Source organism: Dyella sp. Tek66A03 (genome assembly GCF_052567735.1).
Map to the genome: position 1 here is coordinate 4,430,272 of NZ_CP199584.1, position 22,023 is coordinate 4,452,294.

19 protein-coding genes and 1 riboswitch are annotated in these 22,023 nt (G+C 62.2%); of the genes, 12 read left to right on the forward strand and 7 right to left on the reverse strand.

All coding sequences use genetic code 11. The features are described from left to right. Positions 1-58: 58 nt before the first annotated feature. Positions 59-424, reverse strand: coding sequence for an ArsR/SmtB family transcription factor (locus ACT01B_RS19725; protein ID WP_445144902.1), 366 nt, complete (start codon positions 422-424; stop codon positions 59-61). 99 nt (positions 425-523) lie between these two features. On the opposite strand from ACT01B_RS19725, the gene ACT01B_RS19730 reads away from it, so the two are divergent. From ACT01B_RS19730 to ACT01B_RS19740, 3 genes are all read left to right on the forward strand, one after another. Next, positions 524-1,270, forward strand: coding sequence for a glucose 1-dehydrogenase (locus tag ACT01B_RS19730; RefSeq protein WP_445144903.1), 747 nt, complete (start codon positions 524-526; stop codon positions 1,268-1,270). Positions 1,271-1,804: 534 nt separating this feature from the next. Continuing rightward, positions 1,805-2,095, forward strand: coding sequence for a hypothetical protein (locus ACT01B_RS19735; RefSeq protein ID WP_445144904.1), 291 nt, complete (start codon positions 1,805-1,807; stop codon positions 2,093-2,095). Positions 2,096-2,871: 776 nt separating this feature from the next. Further along, a complete protein-coding gene (locus ACT01B_RS19740; protein WP_445144905.1) occupies positions 2,872-3,603 on the forward strand; it encodes a DUF1223 domain-containing protein in 732 nt (243 codons plus the stop codon). Between the two features lie 49 nt (positions 3,604-3,652). Here ACT01B_RS19740 and ACT01B_RS19745 read toward each other — a convergent pair whose 3' ends face one another. From ACT01B_RS19745 to ACT01B_RS19755, 3 genes are all read right to left on the reverse strand, one after another. Then, positions 3,653-4,699 (reverse strand): MBL fold metallo-hydrolase, encoded by a 1,047-nt coding sequence (locus ACT01B_RS19745; RefSeq protein ID WP_445144906.1) that lies wholly within the window; start codon positions 4,697-4,699, stop codon positions 3,653-3,655. A 260-nt stretch (positions 4,700-4,959) separates the two neighbouring features. After that, complete coding sequence (locus ACT01B_RS19750; RefSeq protein ID WP_445144907.1) at positions 4,960-5,403, reverse strand: hypothetical protein; 444 nt, start codon at positions 5,401-5,403, stop codon at positions 4,960-4,962. Between the two features lie 79 nt (positions 5,404-5,482). Next, positions 5,483-7,693, reverse strand: coding sequence for a TIR domain-containing protein (locus tag ACT01B_RS19755; protein ID WP_445144908.1), 2,211 nt, complete (start codon positions 7,691-7,693; stop codon positions 5,483-5,485). Between the two features lie 212 nt (positions 7,694-7,905). Here ACT01B_RS19755 and ACT01B_RS19760 point away from each other — a divergent pair, with 212 nt between their 5' ends. The 6 genes from ACT01B_RS19760 to ACT01B_RS19785 all read left to right on the forward strand — a co-directional run bounded on the left by ACT01B_RS19760 (position 7,906) and on the right by ACT01B_RS19785 (position 15,848). Further along, positions 7,906-8,841, forward strand: a complete 936-nt coding sequence (locus ACT01B_RS19760; RefSeq protein WP_445144909.1) for an energy transducer TonB — start codon at positions 7,906-7,908, stop codon at positions 8,839-8,841. 69 nt (positions 8,842-8,910) lie between these two features. After that, a complete protein-coding gene (locus tag ACT01B_RS19765; protein WP_445144910.1) occupies positions 8,911-9,768 on the forward strand; it encodes an energy transducer TonB in 858 nt (285 codons plus the stop codon). 222 nt (positions 9,769-9,990) lie between these two features. Next, positions 9,991-10,842, forward strand: coding sequence for an energy transducer TonB (locus ACT01B_RS19770; protein ID WP_445144911.1), 852 nt, complete (start codon positions 9,991-9,993; stop codon positions 10,840-10,842). A gap of 9 nt (positions 10,843-10,851) precedes the next feature. Then, complete coding sequence (locus tag ACT01B_RS19775) at positions 10,852-11,715, forward strand: DJ-1/PfpI family protein (protein ID WP_445144912.1); 864 nt, start codon at positions 10,852-10,854, stop codon at positions 11,713-11,715. A gap of 126 nt (positions 11,716-11,841) precedes the next feature. Beyond that, positions 11,842-12,054: riboswitch (cobalamin riboswitch) on the forward strand. Positions 12,055-12,206: 152 nt separating this feature from the next. Next, on the forward strand, positions 12,207-14,696 hold the full coding sequence (locus ACT01B_RS19780) for a ribonucleoside-diphosphate reductase subunit alpha (protein WP_445144913.1): 2,490 nt from the start codon (positions 12,207-12,209) through the stop codon (positions 14,694-14,696). A gap of 141 nt (positions 14,697-14,837) precedes the next feature. Next, on the forward strand, positions 14,838-15,848 hold the full coding sequence (locus tag ACT01B_RS19785; RefSeq protein ID WP_445144914.1) for a ribonucleotide-diphosphate reductase subunit beta: 1,011 nt from the start codon (positions 14,838-14,840) through the stop codon (positions 15,846-15,848). A gap of 31 nt (positions 15,849-15,879) precedes the next feature. Here ACT01B_RS19785 and ACT01B_RS19790 read toward each other — a convergent pair whose 3' ends face one another. From ACT01B_RS19790 to ACT01B_RS19800, 3 genes are all read right to left on the reverse strand, one after another. Next, a complete protein-coding gene (locus tag ACT01B_RS19790; RefSeq protein ID WP_445144915.1) occupies positions 15,880-16,353 on the reverse strand; it encodes a bacteriohemerythrin in 474 nt (157 codons plus the stop codon). A 174-nt stretch (positions 16,354-16,527) separates the two neighbouring features. Beyond that, on the reverse strand, positions 16,528-17,397 hold the full coding sequence (locus ACT01B_RS19795; protein WP_445144916.1) for an SPFH domain-containing protein: 870 nt from the start codon (positions 17,395-17,397) through the stop codon (positions 16,528-16,530). A 7-nt stretch (positions 17,398-17,404) separates the two neighbouring features. After that, entirely contained in the window at positions 17,405-17,602 is a 198-nt protein-coding gene (locus tag ACT01B_RS19800; RefSeq protein ID WP_445144917.1) for a hypothetical protein, read from the reverse strand. Between the two features lie 364 nt (positions 17,603-17,966). Here ACT01B_RS19800 and ACT01B_RS19805 point away from each other — a divergent pair, with 364 nt between their 5' ends. The 3 genes from ACT01B_RS19805 (at position 17,967) to ACT01B_RS19815 (ending at position 22,017) form a co-directional block, all read left to right on the forward strand. After that, on the forward strand, positions 17,967-18,353 hold the full coding sequence (locus ACT01B_RS19805; RefSeq protein WP_445144918.1) for a BlaI/MecI/CopY family transcriptional regulator: 387 nt from the start codon (positions 17,967-17,969) through the stop codon (positions 18,351-18,353). Position 18,354: 1 nt separating this feature from the next. Then, positions 18,355-20,457, forward strand: a complete 2,103-nt coding sequence (locus ACT01B_RS19810; RefSeq protein WP_445144919.1) for a M56 family metallopeptidase — start codon at positions 18,355-18,357, stop codon at positions 20,455-20,457. Positions 20,458-20,715: 258 nt separating this feature from the next. Beyond that, complete coding sequence (locus ACT01B_RS19815; protein ID WP_445144920.1) at positions 20,716-22,017, forward strand: ABC transporter permease; 1,302 nt, start codon at positions 20,716-20,718, stop codon at positions 22,015-22,017. The last annotated feature ends 6 nt before the right edge of the window (positions 22,018-22,023 follow it).

Below are 22,023 nucleotides of genomic sequence, written 5' to 3' on the forward strand. Positions count from 1 at the left end.
GGCATGCACGGCTGCGGTGAGGTCGCGCTGCGTCTCAGGATTGCGCGCGACGCCGGCATCATTCGGTCTTCATTCGTTGCGGTGCGCGTGAGTGGCCCGCGGACTGGATGCTGTGCGCATTGACGATCGCGGCAAGCAGTCCCGGGAAGCGCTGCTCGATTTCCTGGCAGCGAGAGCTGTTGTGCATTTCAACACCCTGCCGCTCACTGCGTATCAACCCCGCCTCTCGCAAGGCGCGGAAATGCTGTGAAAGCGTGGATTTCGGAATGCTGCGGTCGCTCACCTGCAGGAAGTTCGAGCAGGTATGGGCGCAAGCGGAGCCAGCCAGTTGCACATAGATCGCAGCGCGCACCGGGTCGGACAGCGCATGCAGGATGCCCTCCACGGTAATGTCTTCGAGCGCTGGGTGGGTCAGGGGCCGCATGGGTCGATTTTATCAGCTCTTGATAATTAGTTCATAAGTTCATATGTTGCGAACTACTGAAGTACATTCTACCTCACCCTCCCCCCATAGGAAGACGTCATGAGCAAGCTCAAAGGTAAAGTCGCCGTCGTCACCGGCGCATCCAAAGGCATCGGCGCCGCCATCGCCAAGTCGCTCGCCAGCGCCGGCGCAGCGGTCGTGGTGAACTATGCGTCGAGCAAGGCAGGCGCTGACGCCGTCGTTGCCGCGATTGCAGCGGCCGGCGGCAAGGCGGTGGCGGTACGCGGCGATGTCTCCAAGGCTGCCGACGCGAAGGCCATCGTCGACGCAGCGATCAAGCATTTCGGCAAGCTGGATGTGCTGGTCAACAATTCGGGCGTCTACGAGTTCGCCCCACTCGAAGACATTACGGAAGAGCATTTCAACAAGCAGTTCAACGTCAACGTACTCGGCCTGCTACTGACCACTCAGGCAGCGGCCAAGCATCTGGGCGAAGGTTCCAGCATCATCAACATCGGCTCGCTGGTTACCCGCATCGTGCCGCCGGGTAGTTCGGTTTACACGGCTACCAAGGGCGCCGTGGATGCCATTACCGGCGTGCTGTCGCGTGAGCTTGGCCCGCGCAAGATTCGCGTCAATGCGGTCAATCCCGGCATGGTCGAAACGGAAGGCACCCACACGGCAGGCTTCATCGGGTCCGAATTCGAAACGAACTCCGTCGCCAACACGCCGCTTGGCCGGATTGGCCAGCCGAACGATATCGCCTCGATTGTCACCTTCCTCGCGTCAGACGACTCGGCCTGGCTGACTGGCGAACACCTGTTTGCGGGTGGTGGTTTGCGCTGATCGAATAGCGAACCACGCGAGGGCGCACTCCGATGTCGGAGTGCGCCTTGATCGTGCCGCCCGTGGCTACGGTGCACGGCGCTTTCATTCGTAGGTGGCTAGGGCAACTCCGACGAGGAGCCCCCGCTTTGCTCCTGCATACGCTCTTCATCACAGCCTGTTAATGCGTTCCGGCGCAGCTTCATCTATGGCAACGCAACGGCGATTACCTGACGGTCGCCACCGTCACCCAAGGTCCTCACACGATGGCGTACTCGACTTCAAGACCGCAGCTTCAATCCCATATCGATGCATGGCTTGATCGCGCCCGTCGGATGGCGCGCCGCATGGGTTACATGGCACCTGTAGCTGTGCCGATTCCATTGACGCGGCGTCAATCATTGTTGATCGCCCAGGACAGCAAGAAAGCGGACGAGCAGGCGCGCCGTCTCAGGCTGATCCGATCCATCAAGGGCCAGCCATAGCGGACACAGCAAGGTCATCAGCGGCTGAAAGACAGGCGGCACGATTGGCCGTCCAAACCAGTCACATCGTTTGAAGACTCAGCCTCGCAAATTCAGCGACCATGCCTGCCGCCAGCTCCTCTTGGATGAAGCCCATGCTTCAGCGGCGGAGAACCTCTTGAATCAACCGGCAACCCTGACCCTGTCACAGTGGGTACTACTGCGCGGTATCGACCATTGCTGCCCCGTATCCCTGGGATCCGTCGGCCATCTGGGGGACCTGCGCTGCCTGCTCAAGGAGCGGTTGGTGACGCTCGGCCGAACCAAGGTTTCGGTCACCCCGCTTGGCAGTGAGGTGCTCTGGTACCACCGCATGCACTGACACCGTCCTGGCACCACAGGACGAGCTTGCCGATAGCGCTTGACCCGCCCGCCAACTAGCGTATGGTGGAAGAACGTGTGGGTGCACGCCGCTCATGCCTTTCCGCATCCGCTGCGCGTGCCTGCCGCACTTAGCGCCTCAGCTATCGAGGTTTCGAAACGATGATTCACCCTGATCCTCGCGTTCAGGCTCAACTCAGAGCGACCGAATGAATCCGTTTCCTAAAGCACTCTCTCTTGCCAATATCCATAGCGTTTACAGCGGTGCGGAAGTGAAAACTGCACCGGACCCGACCCCGAGCAAGGCGACGGGATCGCGCGTCAGCTACAAAACCACGAACCAGTTCGCACGAGAGCCGAATCACTCGGGCACGGCTCCGTCGAAGCCGCTGGCACCCAATACGCGTTTCCGGCGCTAAGTCGGTACGAACGCGTTGCCAGTGCGCCGCCGACAGCGCGGCGTGCGGCAACCTAAAGTCGATTGGAAAGACGGATAAGCGCGACTCGTCGATCCATCCCTACTTCCGCCGGCGCGGGATCAAGCCCCGGCGCATCTGGGCACTTGGCCAGACACCAGCTCGCGCACTCCATGTTTGATCTGCTGATGCTCATCCCGGAGCCGTGTGCCGGGCGCCGTACCGTTTCGACATGGCGGCGATGACGGCACGCTCCCGCATGCAAGCGCGCCAACGTAACCGACGCACGGGATACGGCGAAGCATTCACGTAGGGGTACGCTATGGGCTGCCCCAAGCCTCGCCCCTACCCGGAGAGCTGCATGGCCGTGAAGTTCAACAGGCTGTCCACGATGGTGATCTGCGCTTTTGCGCTGCTCGCGTTCACAGCGCTGAGCCATGCCCAGGACGTCTCATCGCCGCAGCGACAACATCTCGTGGTGGTGGAGCTGTTCCAGAGCCAGGGTTGTTCTTCGTGCCCACCCGCGCAGGCCAACCTCAATGCGATCGCCGGACAGCAAGACATTCTTGCGCTGTCGTTTAGCGTGACCTATTGGGATGACCTCGGCTGGAAGGACACCTTCGCCCGGGACGCCTATACGCAGCGGCAGTGGGACTACGCGCGCTTTCACAAGCACAGCAACGTCTGGACGCCACAGATTTATATCAACGGCCACACGGACATCGTGGGAACGGATCGTGCGCAGCTCAACGACGCCATAGCGCATGCAGACAACAGCGGCCCCTCAATCGACTGGGACAAGGGTCAACTCGTGATCGGTGCAGGCCATCCAGCCACACCTTGTGATGTGTGGCTGGTGCGTTATGACCCGCACATGCTCAATGTTCGTATTGGCGCGGGAGAGAACAGTGGCCGCACGCTGCAGCATCGCAACGTCGTGCGCGAGCTGGTTCACCTCGGAACGTGGAACGGAGCACCGCAGAACTTCGCTCTCCCACCGTCTCCAGCATCGGTCCTGTCGACCGCCGCGTTGGTCCAGATTCCGCAGGGTGGCGAGATACTCAGTGCTTCAAAGGAAGCGATGTCGCACTGAGGGTTGAGAGCGAAAACGCGCAGTGACGCCACGCAAGTCGATTGAGGGCCTAATCGTTCGTCCGCAACGCCAGGAATTCAGCCGCCTCGAGCGCCGATCCCTGCCAGTGGCCCGGGGCCACACCCCGCCACCACGGCTGCACTTCTTCCCCATGGGCAGGTTCCACCGGCTCGCCCAAGCGCGGCATCAACAGCCCTTCGGGTGCCTTGGCGAGCAGCACTTCCGCCGGCTCGGCCCAGGGATGCATAGCCAGATTGAAAGTGCCCCAATGCACCGGCAGAAGACGACCGCTGCCCAACTGGGCCCATGCTTCCAGGGCATTGTCCGGCCCCAGGTGCACATTGCCCCAGGAAGGATGAAACGCGCCGACCTCGATCATCACCAGGTCGAACGGACCAAGCCGCTGCCCGATCTCGGTAAAGACAGGCGACAGGCCCGTATCGCCGCTGAAAAATACTGAATGCCGCTCACTACGCAACGCGAACGACGACCACAGCGTCGCATTGCGGTCGTGCAGTCCGCGCCCGGAAAAATGATGCGACGGCGCGGCGGTAATAGTCAGTCCGCCTGGCAAGACGGTCTGCTCCCACCAGTCGAGTTCGGTGATGCGCTCCGCTGGCACTCCCCACGCCTCCAGATGCATGCCCACACCAAGTGACGTGATGAAAGGCACCTGCAAGGCGGCCAACGCACGAATGCTCGGGTAGTCGAGATGGTCGTAGTGGTCGTGCGAGATAAGCACCGCGTCCAGCGGCGGCAATTGCGCGATGTCGACCGGTACCGGCTGGAACCGCTTGGGCCCAAAGAAGGAAAACGGCGAGGCGCGCTGTCCCCACACCGGATCGGTCAGCACACGATGGCCGTCCATCTCCAGCAGCACGGTCGAATGGCCCAGCCAGGTGGCGCGCAAGCCCGTTTCGACCGGCTGCATCCAAGCGCTGCGCGGATCGAGCGCAGGCAACGGGCGCCCCGGCGTGCGTCCCTCGCCACGAAACACGAAGTCGATCAACGAGGGCCGGTTCTCGCTCACCCGCTGCGTGCTGGAGGGGTAGGTATTGACGAAGCCATCGCCAGCGTACTGCGCGGAAGCATGCATTCGTTCAAGCCTGAGACCCGCCGGATGTCGAGCAAACAAAGCCATCTGGAACCTCCCGGGCAAGCGGCATCGGCGCGCCCGATCACTTGGAATTTCGACGCGCGACAAACATCCACCGCCGGTGTTCCGGCGGCGGCGAGAGTCGCACGTTTGTTATCGGGTCATTCCGGCGATTTCCAAGTCGTGACGTTTGGGCTGTGCCAAGAGGGACCAAGCGGCGTCCCTGCCCGTCAATGCCGGAGCCCGTTGCCGAGAGGCTGCTAGTTATTCTTGATCGACGGATTGGGGTTGTTCGCGGGTCCGGCGGCGAAGGTCAGAGGTACGCCGTACACCTTGTCGCCAAAGCGAGCGAACAGCTGGTAATGCCACGTGCCTTCGCTGCTCTTGTCAAGGTGATGATTCTGGATGCTGATCTGGTTATCCGGACCCCGATGGAGCTTCTGAAAAACCGATTCGCTCGGCGTCTTCACTAGCCAGACGAAGCCAGGATAGGTGGCATCATTAAGCGCACAAAACACACCACCACTTGCGTTCCCCGTTAGCGTCCAGGTGATTCTGTGCCAATGCTTGTCGTCCAGGAGCTTGTCGAACGCATGATGGTGGTCGCCCTTGTTGATGACGAGCATGTTGTAGTCGTCACCATCGCGCAGATCGTGTTCAAGCTCGACATTCAGCATCATATTCTGGTCGTTGTGCTGACTCATGGTGAACTCCTATCAGTGAGAGGTTTGATCCACGTGCCTGTTGGTGCCTACGTTTCCCCTGCTGTCTTGTTTAGCCTGACTAGCGCTCGTCTCTGCTGGTTGCTGCCAACAGCTGTTTCTGAAACGCCGTATTGACCGGATAGGCAATGTGCTCGCGATGCAATATCGCGAGCAGCGCAGCGTCGCGATAACCGCTGTTCCATAGCTGCCCGATCAGCGGCTGCGCGTCGGCCTTGCTACCCAGCGCCAGCATCGCCTCCACCTGCAACGCCAACAGCCGCGGATCACCCTGGCCGCTTCGCTGCGCCTGCGCCGCAGTCACCACTGCGCTGCGTAGCTGCGCGGAGGCAGCCGCGTCGGTGCTGACGTTGGCCAGCAACAATTGCGCGGTCATCGTAGCCAGCAAGGTCGAGCGGTCATGGGGCTGACGATCCAGCAAGGGAACCAGCGTATGCAGTGCCGCTTGCACTTGCGCACGTGCCGCATCCACCTGCCCGGCGGCGAGGGATTCGGCGGCCTGTTCCGTCTGCGCCTCGGCCAGCTCGCGTTGCAAACTTGCGTCGGCGGAGCTGTCTCGAACCAACGCGGAAAATATCGATAGCGACTGCGCGGTCAATGCCTGGGCCGAGGCCAGATCACCGTTGAGACGTTTCAGTCGTGCCAGCTGTTGAGCGTAGTGAGCCAGGTCTCTCTGAAAGTCGCTGTTGTGGGAATCGAGCTTCACGAGAGTAGTCGCCATCTGCACCGCCTGCTGCAGGTGCTGTACACCAGTGTCGTCCTCGCCGGCCAGCGCCAGCGTGCACCCAAGGGTGGCGCGCACCATCAGCACTTCGTCACTCTGGCTGTTGTCTTTCGGGTCGCGTGCCGCAAGCGCAGACTCGATGGCGTCATCGTTGCCGTACTCGGCAATGGCGGTGACCAAATTCCCGTGCAGCAGTGCCAGCCGCCCGAGGTTGTAGTGCGCGCCACCGAGTTCGACCGCCCATTCGGTTTTATTGGGATTGGCCGCGACCAGTTTCCTGGAGAGCTCAAGCGCTCTCCTGTACTGCACCGACGCTTCATCCAGTCGACCACGGGCCTCGAGTACATGGCCGAGATTGTTGTCGATCATCTCCAGCTCAAACTGCAGTACCAGATCATTTGCCGCATGAGACTCTGCCCGCTGCAATACGTTCTGCGCCGATTCAAAGCTCGCCTGGGCCTCGTCGAGCTGCCCTTGAAACCAGTGGTTCTCGCCGATAAAGGTCAAGATGCGCGCGTGCTGAAGCTGTCGTGGCGTGTCTGTGGGCGCCGCGGTGGCCAGTGTGGACGTCAGCTTCGCGGCGGCCTGGTACGACGCCATCGCTGCGGGCAGGTGACCCAGTTCCTCGCGAATGCGGCCGATCTTTTCCAGCGCCTTGGCGCGCTGGGCCAATGCCTGGCCAGTGACATCCGTGAGCGGCAACGAAGCGAAATACGCCATCGCCTTGTTGTCCACGGCTTCCATGATGTCCAGGCGCTTCACTTCCTGCAGTTTGTCGTTGAGGTCGCCAAGCATGAAGTCGACCAGATCCTCGGCCTGCTTCTGGCGACGTTCGGCGACCTGGCTGGCCACGTCGGCCGCGTGTTGCGCAATGGTTGCCCTGATCGCCAGGGCGGTGGTTACCGCCATCACGACCAGCGCCGCTGCGGTGATCGCCGTCATGCGGCGATGACGTCGCTGCAGCTCTCGTTGTCGCAGGCTGTCGAAACTGATATCGAGCATGCCGGCGATCAATTTCAGCTTGGCCGTGCTGCGGCTGTCCTTGCCCGGGCGAGCGTCCGCCGCGATGGGCTCGGTGCGCGCTGTCGTCGGCTGCCCATCGGCATCCAGCTGGCAGCGCAGTGCCGGCGCGAAGCATTCCTCGGCCTCACGGCCAGGCCAGTCACTTGCATTGGGTTCGCCATCGACGATCAGGCAAAAAATGCGTTCGCTACGACCCAGCCGCTTGAAAGCGAGCACTTCCTCCTGCACCCAGCGCGAAGCGGCCGAACGCGGCGAGCAGATCACGATCAGATTCTCGGATTGCCCGAGCGCCTCGTTGACCTTGCGGCCCAGGTCGGTGGCACTGGCCAGTTCGTCGCGGTCGCGGAAGATCGGCAAGAGACGACGTGGAATCGTCCCGGCGGCCGTCTGCTGGCCCACCAGGCGCGAGGGTACGCGGTAGGTTTCCAGTGCCTTGTGCAGCCAATCGGCCCAGGTCTTGTCCTGGTGGCTGTAGCTGATGAAGGCGCGGTAACGGAAAGCCGATACCACGGGGTTCTGCGCCATAACGCACCGCACTCCCGCAGAAGGCTGCAGCCCTCCTTGGCCGTGGAATCCCCACGACACTCGGCCGGAGACCAGGCACCGACCCTCCGAAAGCGCTGGCGAATGCCTTCGCAATCATCACGATAGCATAGAAAATGTGATGTACATCACACTTTACGCGACCATGGCGGCCAGCGCTCCTCTCCCCTGGAGATCAGGGCCGAATCCCGGCCGTGCGCGTCCTCGGCCTGGATGGCCAAACGCCCTGCCGGCTGGAGCTAGACTGCGAGCCTTCCAACGGGGGATTTTGCATGAGGCTTTTGCTGGCGGGCATCTTGAGCGCGTGGTTGTGGTGCGTGGCTCTGGACGCGCACGCGGAAAATATCCGGAAGATCGCCGAGGCCAGCATGCTGGTGAAGGGTACGATCCAGATCAATCCGGACGGCACCGTCAACAGCTATGTGCTCGATCGGGCCGAGAAGCTCCCGCAGGCGGTCATCGAGGTCATCCAGAAAAACATCCCCGCCTGGAAGTTCGAGGTTGCCGCCACGTCTGGGGCTGTCTTGAATGAGAGCATGAGCGTGCGCGTGCTCGCCAAGGCGGTCGACGCCGAACACGAATCGGTGAGCATCATCGCCGCGACGTTCGGCGACGATGATTCCGCCAAGAAAGAGCGCATCCACTTCAAGACGCGGCAGCCGCCTCACTATCCGCCCATGGCCATTGAAGCGCGGGTATCGGGCACGGTCTTTCTGCTGATACGCATCGACCGCGACGGCCGCGTTCAGGATGGCTTCGCGGAACAGGTCAACCTGCGTGCCTACGGCGAGCCGCGGGTCATGGACCGGTATCGCAAGATCCTGGCTGACGCCGCGCTCAAGTCCGCCTCGGAGTGGACCTACGACGTCCCCACTCAGGGTAAAGACGCCGATGCGCCTTACTGGCTGGTGCGAGTGCCCGTCAGTTTCGACCTTCGGCCCGTCGGCGGACAGCAGTCGCCAGCCTCGGAGTATGGCCATTGGGACATCTATGTTCCCGGACCCAAGCAGGAGGTGCCCTGGGTCAAGGACCGCACGCTGCTTTCCACGGCCCCCGACGCGATTCCCGATGGCGCACTTCAACAGCTTGGCTCAGGCCCGCGTCTCGTTACGCCATTAGGCAAAGGCTAAATCCGACGCTGCGGGTCGAATGCAAGCGAACCGGAAAGTTGCACTGGCACGTAGTTGGGGGCAGACATCATGAAACGGTTACTGATTTTCCCACTCAGCGCCTTGCTGACTTTCGTGGCACTGGACGGGCATGCGGACGATTTTCGCAAGATGGCCGAAGCGAGCATGCTGGTAAAGGGAACGGTCGATATCAACCCGGACGGCAGTCTCCGCGGCTACACGATCGACAGGGCCGAGACGCTTGCTCCGCCCGTTATCGCACTCATCGAGAAGAATGTTCCTGCCTGGAAATTTCGGCTCACCCACGCCTCCACAACAGCCGTGAAAGAAACGATGACTCTGCGCCTGGTTGCCAAGGCCGTGGACGACGCGCACGACTCCATTAGCATTGCCGCAGCGACTTTTGGCAACCCAGATCCCGATGACGAACACGTTCGCTTCAAATCACGCAAGGCACCGCATTATCCGCGTGAAGCCGTTGAAGCACGTGTCTCCGGGACAGTCTATCTGTTGGCGCGTGTTGGCCCGGACGGCCGGGTGCAGAATGTCTCCGCCGAACAGGTCAATCTGAGAACCTTGACCGACAAGCCGCTTATGGATCGGTATCGCAAAGACTTGGCGAACGCCGCGATTGCGGCAGCGAAAGACTGGACTTATGAGGTTCCCACCAAGGGCGAACACGTCAATGATCCCTATTGGTATGTGCGGACCCCAATAAATTTCGACGTGGTGGGCTCCCCCGGCGAGCCCAACGGTACAGCGTCCAAGTACGGCAAGTGGGAGGTCTACATACCCGGCCCCAAACAAGACGTGCCTTGGGTCCAGGATCGCTCGCTGCTCTCAGATGCGCCTGATGCCATTCCTGAGGGAGCGCTCCAACAGCTTGGTTCAGGCACTCGTCTTTCGACATCGCTAAGTAGCGGTTAGTCCCCGGGGCGATAAGCCACTAGCGTCAGCTGCGTACCACCCGAAGATCCGCGGCCCACGTTTTGTCTCGCCGCCAGGCCACAGCTGAATCGGGCTCCGCGAGTTGTTTGCCCAGCAAGGGCGAGCATCCTGGCGCTAGTGAACGCGACGACATACTCCCGTATCTACGGTCCACCAACATAGACGTTAGACTCCCCTCTATTCCTGGGGGGGAGAGGATCGATGAGGCGAACGCCTGCAATTATTCTGGGCATCTGGTCGGCTATAGCCACGACCAGTGCGATATCTGCCGACGGCAGGCCTCCATCCGAGGCGAGCATGCTGGTCACCGGCACGCTCGAGCTCAATGGCGATGGAAGCGTGAGGAGCTATACGGTCGATCATCAGGAGAAGCTTCCTGCTTCGGTCACCGAGGTCATCCACAAGAACGCACCGGCATGGAAGTTCCAACCTCCCGACCCGGAGGAAAGCAGCGGCAAGATGACCTTGCGCATCGTTGCTAGACCCATCGACGACAAGCGCGATTCGGTGAACATCGCGGGCGCCACGTTTGGCGATGTGCAAGCTGCCGATGGCAAGCACATTCGCTACAACAATACGTCGGTGATGCCTTTCTATCCGAAATACGCGTTCTACGGGCACGAGACCGCCACTGTCTATGTTCTGGTCCAAATAGGCAGGAACGGCAAGGCGCATGATGTCTTTGCCGAGCAGGTGAACCTGGGGGCTTACGCCAGCAAATCGGAAATGGATGGCTATCGCAGGATTTTTGCCGAAGCCTCAACCAAGGCGATCCGGGAGTGGACATTCGTCGTACCCACCCGCGGCAAGACTGCTGACGCGCCGTTCTGGTATGTGCGCATTCCGGTGGTTTTCGATATGGCGGATCGCAGCCGGCCGCTGCCTGATGACTACGGCAAGTGGCATGTCTACGTTCCCGGTCCACGGCGGCAACCGCCGTGGTTGCGCAGCCGCGCCACCGTCAGCACCGCATCCCCCGACGCCATCTCCAACGGCTCGTTACAGCAGCTCGACACCGGCATGCAGCTCGTTTCGGCGCTCGAGGGGGGCTGACATCGGCGTATGGCACACATACTCATCCCCCTACCCCACCAGGACTTTGATCCCAGCGAAGTCGCCGTGCCCTGGCGCGTACTTACCAGGGCAGGGCATCAGGTGATTTTCGCCACGCCGGATGGCACGCCGGCGAGCGCGGACCCGATCATGATCAGTGGCGAAGGGCTCGACCTCTGGGGCTGGATACCGGGCCTGCGCAAGCTGATTTTGTTTGGGCGTCTATTGCGTGCCAATGCGGTTGCGCGCCGCGATTACGCTGCGCTACTGAAGGACCAGGCATTCAACGCGCCACAGCGCTGGGATGACATCGAGGCCGCTCGCTTCGATGGTTTGCTGCTTCCCGGTGGTCACTGCGCGCGCGGCGTACTCGTCTATCTCGAAAGCACCCAACTCCAGAGCGTGGTCGCCACCTTCTTCGCTGCCGACAAACCGGTCGCCGCGATCTGTCATGGCGTGGTGCTGGCTGCGCGCAGCCGCGGTGTAGATGGTCGCTCCGTGCTGCATGGGCGACGCACCACCGCGCTGACTTGGGCGTTGGAAAAATCCGCGTGGTCGCTGACCCGCATCACTCGCTTCTGGGACCCGGACTATTACCGCACCTATCCCGATGGCCCCGGTCAGCCGGCGGGCTATATGTCGGTGCAGCAAGAAGTGACGCGCGCACTGGCCAGGCCGGACGATTTCCTCGACGTGCCGCGCGACGCGCCGCACTACCGCCGCAAGACTTCCGGCCTCTTGCGCGACAACGACTCGGATGCCACGCCGGCCTTCGTGGTGCGCGACGGCAACTACGTCTCTGCCCGTTGGCCCGGCGACGTGCATCGCTTTGCCGCGGAGTTCGCCGCCTTGCTGCCCAAAACCCTGCCCTGAACCACCCCAGGGGACCGCATAAGAAATTTTCCTGGCCGGCTGACAAGCCACGCCAGCCCTTGGGGTTTTCCCGCTTATCCACCGACCTATCCACAACTTGTTGGGTTGACCGACCAGGTTTAGCCCGATATGTTGTGTCGGTCGGTGCCTCTCTCAGACCTACGGTCGGATTGGCTTAATAGGGAATCCGGTGCAAATCCGGAACTGCCCCGCAGCGGTAAGCGGAAACGAAAGCCCCCATCGCACTGGCCCTCAGCGGCTGGGAAGCGGGAGCAAGTAGGCAGGGTCGAAAGACCCACGTCCGCAAGTCCGAAGACCTGCCGACACATCGCGGCCTGAGCGCCGCGGTGCGTGGTGACGGCTTCCGCGGGGAGGCGCGTCGTGGCGTCGGGCCTTCGAGTTCGGCCGATCGACCGTCCGTGGAAACCATCATCGCTTCAGCCCTGCGCGCGGGAGCAGGCGGTTGATGAACCTATGTCCGGAGCGACGCCATGCAACCTATCGACACCACCTCGCGCGAGCGTACTGACGAACGCGCGGACGCTGCCGCTTTCCCCGCCGACACCGCCGTCGCAGATGCCCCCCGCGCGGACACGCCGTTCGCGCTTACCCCGCCACATAACCCTGGCCAGATGCGCGTCACCAAGCGCAACGGCAGCCAGGAGATCGTCGACGTCAACAAGATCGTGCGCGCGGTCACTCGCAGCGGCGAAGGTCTGCATGGCGTCGATCCGCTGCGCGTGGCGCTCAAGACCATTGGCGGCCTGTACGACGGTGCCTCCACGCGCGAACTGGACGAACTGTCCATCCGCACCGCCGCCGCACTTACCGCTGAAGAACCCGAGTACGGCCAGCTGGCCGCGCGCCTGCTCAGCGCCTACGTCGACAAGGAAGTAAGCGGCCAGGAAATCCAGAGCTTCTCGCAGTCGATCGCGCGCGGCGCCGAGCTGGGCATCCTGAATTCGCGCCTGCGCGATTTCGTTGCCATCAATGCCCGCAAGCTCAACGATGCGATCGATCCGCTCGCCTCGCGTCGCTTCGAATACTTCGGCCTGCGCACGGTGTACGACCGCTACCTGTTGCGTCATCCGCAGCTGCGCAAGGTGATCGAAACGCCGCAGTACTTCTTCATGCGCATCGCCTGTTCGCTTGGCGGCAACGAGATCGGCGAGACGCTGGAGCTGTACCGCATGTTGTCGTCGCTGGAATACATCGCCAGCTCGCCCACGCTGTTCAATGCCGGCACCGCCCATGAGCAGCTTAGCTCGTGCTTCCTTCTCGACTCGCCGTCCGATTCGCTGGAATCGATCTACGACAAATATGCCGACGTGGCCAAGCTCAGCAAGTTCGCTGGCGGCATCGGCCTCGCCTATTCGCGCGTGCGTTCGCGCGGTTCGCTGATCAAGGGCACCAATGGCCATTCCAACGGCCTGACGCCCTGGCTGAAGACGCTGGATGCCTCGGTGGCCGCCGTCAACCAGGGTGGCAAACGCAAGGGCGCCGCCTGCGTCTACCTGGAACCGTGGCACGCCGACGTCGAGGAATTCCTCGAGCTGCGCGACAACACCGGCGACGAAGCCCGCCGCACGCATAACCTCAACCTCGCCAATTGGATTCCCGACGAATTCATGCGCCGCGTGGAGAGCGACGGCGACTGGTCGCTGTTCGATCCCAAGATCGTGCCGCACTTTGTCGACAGCTGGGGCGAGACCTTCGAGAACGCTTACCGCGAAGCCGAGGCGAAGGGGCTCGCCGCGAAAAAGGTGAAGGCGCGCGAGCTGTATGCACGCATGCTGCGCACCTTGGCTCAGACCGGCAACGGCTGGATCACCTTCAAGGATCGCAGCAACGCTACCAGCAACCAGACGGCGCGCCCCGAGAACGTCATCCACCTGTCCAACCTCTGCACCGAGATCCTTGAAGTGACCTCGGCCGAGGAAACCGCCGTGTGCAACCTGGGTTCGGTGAACCTGGCGCGCCACGTGGTCGATGGCGTATTCGATTTCGACAAGCTCGCTTCTACGGTTCGCACCGCGGTGCGCCAGCTGGATCGCGTGATCGATCTCAACTTCTACCCGATCGACACCGCCAAGACCGCCAATAGCAAGTGGCGTCCGGTGGGTCTGGGCGTGATGGGCATGCAGGACGTGTTCTTCAAACTGCGCCTGCCGTTCGACTCGGCCGAAGCCTTGGCCTTGTCCACGCGCATCGCCGAAGAGATCTACTTCCAGGCCCTGTCGCAGTCCAACGAATTGGCCGCACAGCAAGGCGCGCATCCCGGCTTTGCCGAGAGCCGCGCCGCCAACGGCGAACTCCAGTTCGACTACTGGACCAACGCACAGCCGCACGACAACGCCCGCTGGGAAGCCTTGCGTGAAGCGATCAAGGCCAAGGGCCTGCGCAACTCGCTGCTGATCGCGATTGCACCCACCGCCACGATCGCGTCGATTGCCGGCTGCTACGAGTGCATCGAGCCCCAGGTGAGCAACCTGTTCAAACGCGAGACGCTGTCCGGTGACTTCCTGGTGGTGAACCGCTACCTGGTTGAAGAGTTGAAGACGCTTGGCCTGTGGACCAGCGAAGTGCGCGACGCGATCAAGCTGGCCGAGGGTTCGATCCAGGGCATCACGGCGATTCCGGAACGCCTGCGCAGCATCTACCGCACCGTATGGGAACTGCCGCAGAAGGCGCTGATCGATCTGGGCGCGGCACGTGGCGCGTACATCGACCAGAGCCAGTCGCTGAACCTGTTCATGGAAAACCCTAACATCGGCCAGCTCAGCTCGATGTACATGTATGCGTGGAAGTCGGGCATCAAGACCACGTATTACCTGCGTTCGCGTCCGGCGACCAAGATTGCGAAGACGACGGTGTCTTCGGTACCGGCGGCGAAGGTGGCGCCGGTGGTGGAACAGGAACAGGCGACGGCGGCGGTGTTTTGTTCGCTCGAAAATCCTGAGTACTGCGAGGCGTGCCAGTAAACCTCTCGTCATTCCAGCGAAAGCTGGGATCCAGTGACTTTCGCTTCGGCCATAAATGCGCTGGATTCCAGCTTTCGCTGGAATGACGGCTCTTTATAACTTGCCTTGACTGGCGAGCAACAAACCACCTTTGAGGCACCGATGTCCACCCAGCACATCCTCGACCCCGGTTTCGAACTCACCTTGCGCCCCATGCGCTACCCCGAGTTCTACGAGATGTATCGCAACGCGATCAAGAACACCTGGACGGTGGAGGAAGTGGACTTCTCGCTCGACGTGACCGACCTGAAGTCGAAGATGTCGGAGGCGGATCGTCACCTGATCCATCGTCTGGTGGCGTTCTTCGCCACTGGCGACACCATCGTGGCGAACAACCTGGTGCTTAATCTGTACCAGCACATCAATGCGCCGGAAGCGCGGATGTACCTGTCGCGCCAGCTGTATGAAGAAGCGCTGCATGTACAGTTCTACCTGACCCTGCTCGATACCTATATTCCCGATCCGACCGAGCGCAACAAAGCGTTCCATGCGATCGAGACCATTCCATCGATTCGCCAGAAGGGTGAGTTCTGCTTTAAGTGGATTGATTCGGTGCAGAATCTGCATCGACTGGAAACGCGCGAGCACCGCCGTCAGTTCCTGCTCAACCTGATCTGCTTCGCCGCCTGCATCGAAGGACTGTTCTTCTTCGCTGCGTTCGCCTACGTGTACTTCCTGCGTTCGCGTGGCCTACTGCACGGGCTTGCATCCGGCACCAACTGGGTGTTCCGTGACGAGAGTTGCCACATGGCGTTTGCGTTCGACGTGGTGCGCACCGTGCGATCGGAGGAGCCCGATCTGTTCGATGACGAGATGCGCATCCAGATCGAAGAAATGATGGAAGAGGCGATTGCCTGCGAGACGCAGTTTGCCGAGGACGTGCTTTCCGGTGGCGTGGCCGGCCTGTCGGCAAAGGACATGCGCCAATACCTCGAATACTGCGCCGACCAGCGCCTGACCCAGCTCGACCTGCCCAAGAAATACGGCGCCAAGAACCCATTCGACTTCATGGACCTTCAGGACGTGCAGGAAGTGACCAACTTCTTCGAGCGCCGCGTCTCGGCTTACCAGGTAGGCGTGCAGGGCGAAGTGTCGTTCGACATGGCGTTCTGATGCCATGCGTCACTGGGGCGCGCAGGCTGCCTCAGTAACGCGCACCTCCGAAGAACCGCCCTAGCGCACGCGACAACCAGCCGCCTTCGTGGGGATCGTTGCCCACATCGCGCATATGGCGTCGCACGGAATCGGCGATGGCCTTGTCATCGTTACGGATATGGTTGAACAGCCAGTGCGATAGCGTGTGGAGCAGTTCCTTGGAAATGTCCTCGCCGGCACGAAAACGCATGCGATATTCGGATACGCGCTTGACGAAGACTTCGTGAACGCGCTTATGCGCCCGGCAGAACTCGTAGCCCGCATCCTCCATCAGCGACTCTTCAAAGGTGAAGTGCGACAGCGTGTAGTCCACCAGCTCGTCCAGTATGTCGCTGACGTCCTGTCGCTCACGGTGCTCCATGGCGTCATGCAGATGATTGATCATCTCCACGATGCGCCGATGCTGGTTGTCGATCACCTTGATGCCGGTGTTGAGATCGTCCTGCCAAGCCATAAAGGTCATGGCGCACCCTCCGTTGTGCGTAAGTCCGGCCCATTGGCGGGCATCCGTACCTTCCGTGGGATGACTTGAATCAAGAACGGGAAAATCACGCTGTGATCGCGGCACTACACCGCAGGCGACGTCCGGCGCTTGCGTCGACAGCGGGCGAGGCAGGTGCCTCGCCCGCAATCTTGCTTACTTTGTTGGCACCTGGCCGCTCAGATTCACGAAGGGCAAGGCACCACCACCGTTATAGGTAGGCAGGTGGCCGTCCCATTTCTCGATGGCCGACATCTGCACCACGTTCGGATTCTGGCGTAATGCCTCACCTTTCAGCGAAATGGCCTTGGCTTCTGCTTCCGCGATGGTGAGCTGAGCCTGCGCCTTGCCCAGGGCTTCGGCCTCCACCTTCTGCGCCTCGGCCTGTGCCTGGGCCACCTCGTTCTGGCGTTGCTCGGCCATTTGCGTGGCCTGGATCTTGGCGTTGATCGATTGCACCACGTTTTCCGGCAGCCGCAGTTCGCCGACCCAGTAGATTTTCTCCACCACGATGCCGACGGGCCCCACCTCGTCCGCGACGTCTTTCTGCACGGTGTCGATAAGACTTGCCTTGCCCTTGCCGTAGACCGATTCGATATCGAGACTGGAGGCGTCTTTCACCAGCGCATCCCGGATCATGTTGCGCAGATAGACATCGGTGATCTCGTCGATGCCCTTGCGGTACTTCTGGAAGATCAAGGTCACCTTGGATGGATCGATGTGATAGGTGATGCCCACGTCGGCATTCACGGTGAGACCTTGCGAGGTCTGGAAGCTGATCGACTCGTCGACTGGACGGCCTTCAGAGGTGGACCGGGTGAACGTATACGTCTGGGTGAAGGTGGGAAACGTGTACATCTCGTAACCCCAACCCACCCAGTAGCGACCCGGCGGCAATTCGTGCAAGGAGCCCTTGTCGTCGCCATACATCTGGAATTTCACGCCGACATTGCCCGCAGGCACTTTGGAACAGGCGGCAAGCAAGAGCACCGAAAGCGATATCAACACGGTCACTACGCGTTTCATGGCTTGATCATTCCTTGTGAGAGAGAACACGACGCAGGACGACATAGCCCCACGCCGCCAGTGCGGCCAAAACACCAAGGCCGACGAGCACGGCGGACGTGCTGGCGGCTGAAATCAGTTCTGGCCCGATAACAGCGATATAGACGAGCAGGCAGATGGCGAACGGCCACCATCGATGCGTCAGCCAGTTGACGAACGTCTTCATGGATTTCCCCTTGGGTTGAATACGGCGTTACGCGCCGATGTCGACGTCCATCCGGCAAGCCTCACCCGTCAGCGCGAGCGATGCGCTGGTGGAAGTCACCGCCTGGAGAACGATTGGGAGCGCTAGCCCGTCAGCGAGTTGCGTTGCCGCATGCGGCGGGACGGGTCGGCGAAAAAGCGGGATAAGGCCGTCATATAAGCGCACTCCAATGCGCGCTGCTGGATGAGGACGGCGCGAAGTCTACTCCGCTTTTTGTGCGACGCAACAAGCATGATTCCTACAGCCGCCCTGCCCAACGACCTATTGACTACATCTGTAGTCAGGGGTTAGGTTGACTACAGATGTAGTCACGAGAATCGCGAACATGGCCAAGCCATCCATCGGCGACCAGGAACTGGCGCTGCTGCAATACATCGCCGAACACAACCACGCCTCGGTCGCTGAAGTCGTCACCGGCTTCGGCGAACCCCGTGGGCTGGCCCGCTCCACCGTGTTGACCATGATGGACCGGCTGCGCAGCAAGGCGTTTCTTCGCCGCCGCCAAGTCGATGGCGTGTATCGCTACAGCCCGTCCACGGGTCCCGGCGAAGTCATGCGCTCGGCGGTCGGCCAGTTTGTGGAAAAGACGCTCAGCGGTTCGGTGTCTCCCTTCGTCGCGTGGATGTCCGAACGCGCCGAGGTCAGCGATACGGAACTCGCCGAGCTGGAAGCGCTGGTGAGCCAGCTGCAGTCGCGCCGCAAGGAGACCTGAGATGAGCGCGCTCACATCACTTGCCGAGGTCATCGTCAGCCGGCTGGCGTGGACGTCCGTACAGGCAGCCGTGCTGATCGGCATCGTCTGGCTGCTTGGCCGCTACATGCCGCGTCTGCCCGCCGCCACGCGAAGCCTGCTCTGGTGGCTGCTGGGCGTGCAGCTACTGCTTGGACTGCTGGTCGCCACACCGCTGCAACTGCGCCTGCTGTCGCCAACGCCCGCAGCGGCCCCGGCAGCATCCGTCGTTGCCACGTTCGCCGCCCCCACCGAGTATCACCGCTCGGGCTTTGCCCAGATTGCCGACAACACCGCCGCGCCGACAACGGATACATCGGCAAGCCAGGTCGCCGTTGCAACGCCGACGGCAGGCGAGCCAGCGCATACGAACTGGAAGCTTGTGTTGTTTGCCTTGTGGCTGGCCGGCGTACTCGTACAGATCGTGCTGGCCTGGCGCCAATGGCTTGAAGCACGCTCGGTCATCCGACAATCGCGGCCCTTGCACGACCCTGCCCTGCACGCCGCCTGTGCCGCCCAGGCGAAGGCCATGGGACTACGGCATTGCCCGTCGCTACGCGTGTCGCCTTCCATCAGCTCGCCGCAAGTCACCGGGCTGTGGCGACCGACGGTGCTGCTGCCGGCGCAACAGTGCCTCTCCGCTGACGAGTCTGCCTTGGCACTCGGGCACGAGCTGGCACATCTGCGTCGCGGCGACCTGTGGATGGGCTGGGTGCCGGCGTTGGCGCAACGGCTGTTCTTCTTCCATCCGCTGGCCGCCTGGGCGATGCGCGAATACGCACTGCACCGCGAGGCCGCATGCGATGCCCAGGTGATGCAACAACATCATGCCGCGCCACAGGACTACGGCCGCCTGCTGCTGCGCCTGGGTGTGGCCCATCCCCTGCATGCTGGTCTGGCCGGCGCCTCGCCCACCTTCAACAATCTGAAAAGGCGATTGACCATGCTGCAGCACAGCGCCCAGGACACCACCTCACGCACACGCGCCTGGCTGTTGATCGTCGTCGTCGCCGCCGCCGGTGTGCTGCCGTACCGCGTAACGCAGGCCGCTGCGGATGGCACCAGCGCTGCACCGGCCACGGCCGCCAGCACTGCCCAGCCGGCGCAGCCCGCCACACCTGCCGCTCAGGCCGTGCCGGCCGTGCCGGCCAAGGCAGCGTCCGTCGCGACAAAGGCGACCACGGCCAGCGTGACGGAAACGCACACGCATCTTCACTCGGCCCGCGTGCCAGCGGTTCCGCCGACGCCGCTTACTCCGCCGACACCTCCAACGCCGCCGACGCCGCTCACCCCGAGGACACCGCCGACGCCTCTCACTCCGCCCACGCCTCCCACACCGCCGACGCCGCCGACGCCGCCGACGCCGCCGTCCTACACGAGCGACCTGCAGGCGCGTCACGTCGACATCGATATCGATGACGGTTCCAGGAACGGCTTCGCCCTGTTCAATCGCGATGCCGACACCATCATGCTCAATGGCACGACCAGCGACATCGCCGCGGCAAAGCGCGAGCGCAAGAGCAACGAATCGATGCTGTGGATACGTCGCGAACAGCAGGCTTATGTCATTCGGGACGACACCTATATCCGTCGTGCGCAGAACGTCTATGCACCCATGACGGAGATGGCCCGGATGCAAGGTCGCCTGGCCGGTGAGCAGGGCCGCCTGGCCGGCGCCCAAAGCCGCCTGGCCAGCCAACAAGGTGCCATGGCCTCACGCATGGGCGAACTCGCTGCCCGCGAGGCCCAGCTCGAATCACAACGCAGCACGCTGGAAGCCCAACGCGCCGCGCTGGAAGCGCAGTCTTCAGTGCCGGCCACGGCGTTGCGCCAGCTCGATGCACAAACGCGTGCACTCGACAGTCAGCTCAAGGCGCTCGCCGACCGCCAGCGAGCGCCCCGCGACGAACACGAGTTCACGCAACAGCAAGCGGATCTCGCGCGTCAGCAAGCCGACCTCGAACGCCGGCAACGGGCGCTGGAGAAACAGCAACGCGAGGTCTCCGCCAAGGCTGACCGCGATATGCAAAGCCTGATCACCGAGGCCGTTGCCAAGGGTGCGGCGCAGCCGGTCAGCGCGCACTGAAGGAAGTCGAGGAGCGTCGCGCACTGAGCTCGCCATCCCAGCGGCTTTCAACAGCCGAAGGGATGACGAGCTGAGAATCAGTTGCTCGCAGCCTCTCAGCAATAGGCACTCTCTCGGAGCATCGACAACGAGTACCCAAACTTTATCGCTCCCTAATGAGGGGAGCGGGCGGCGAACTGCGCTTCAAAATCGGGTGACGGCGTCGCGTATTCCCCCGCCGACGCATCGCCAGCGACGTTGGAATCCACGGAGGCAACGATGTTCAACTACTACGCCGCGATTGCCTTGCGCAGTCTGCGCCTGACCAAGGGCTTGACGGCACTGATGATCCTGGTGATCGGCCTGGGCATCGGCGCCAGCATGACCATGATCACCGTGTTCCACGCGATGTCGGGCGATCCGCTGCCCGGGCGCAGCGCGACGCTCTATGTTCCGGTGATCGACGCTCGCCCTCTGGCCACGTCCAAGGACGGTGCATCACTTCCAGGCGGCAACCTGACCTGGCCCGATGCGCAGGCACTGCTGCGCGCGGCGAGGGCGGATGGTCAGGCCGCGATGACCGGCGGTTCGGTGCCGGTGCGCTCAACCCGCGCAGGGGAATCGCCCTTCTATGAAACCGGTCATTACGTCACCGCCGACTTCTTCCGCATGTTCGACGTGCCGTTTCGCGCCGGCGTCGGCTGGAGCGCGCAGGATGATGAGCAGCGCGCCCGCGTGGTGGTGCTCAATCATGGCCTCAACCGAAAATTGTTCGGCGACGCGTCGGGTATCGGCCGCACGGTGCGCATGAAAAACACGGACTTTCGGGTCATTGGCGTGGTCGACGACTGGCATCCGCAGCCGACCTTTTACGCGCAGCTCGACAACCGCGCGTTCGGCCGCAGCGACGAATTCTTTCTGCCCCTGCAAACCGCGATGGAGCTGGGCCTGGATTTCAACGGCCGCTTTTCCTGCTGGGGCGATGGCGGTGACGGGCGCACCAGCGATCACTGCAGCTGGCTGCAGTTCTGGGTTCAGCTCGACAGCCCGGCCAAGGCGCGCGCCTATCGCGATTTCCTTGCCGACTACTGGCGGGAACAGCAGGCGCATGGACGCTTCCCCCGTCCGGTGAACCCGGGCCTCTACGATCTGATGGGCTGGCTCGCCAACCAGCATGTCATTCCCGAGGACCTGCGCTTGCAACTGTCGCTGTCACTGGGCTTCCTCGCCGTATGCATGCTCAACGTGGTCGGCTTGTTGCTCGCACGCTTCCTGCGCCGTGCCGGCGAGATCAGCGTTCGACGTGCATTGGGCGCGCGTCGGCGCGACATCTTCCTGCAACTGGGCGTGGAAGCATCGGTGATCGGCGTGGCCGGTGGCGTACTCGGCTTGGTATTGGCCTGTGCCGGCCTATGGAGCGTGCGCCAGCGGCCCGATGGTTACGCGCAGCTGGCGCACCTGGATCTGAGCATGTTGCTCGGTACGTTCGTGCTGGCCGTGATCGCCAGCGTGCTGGCCGGCCTGCTGCCGGCCTGGCGCGCCTGTCACATCACGCCCGCCCTGCAACTCAAGACACAGTGAGGCCCA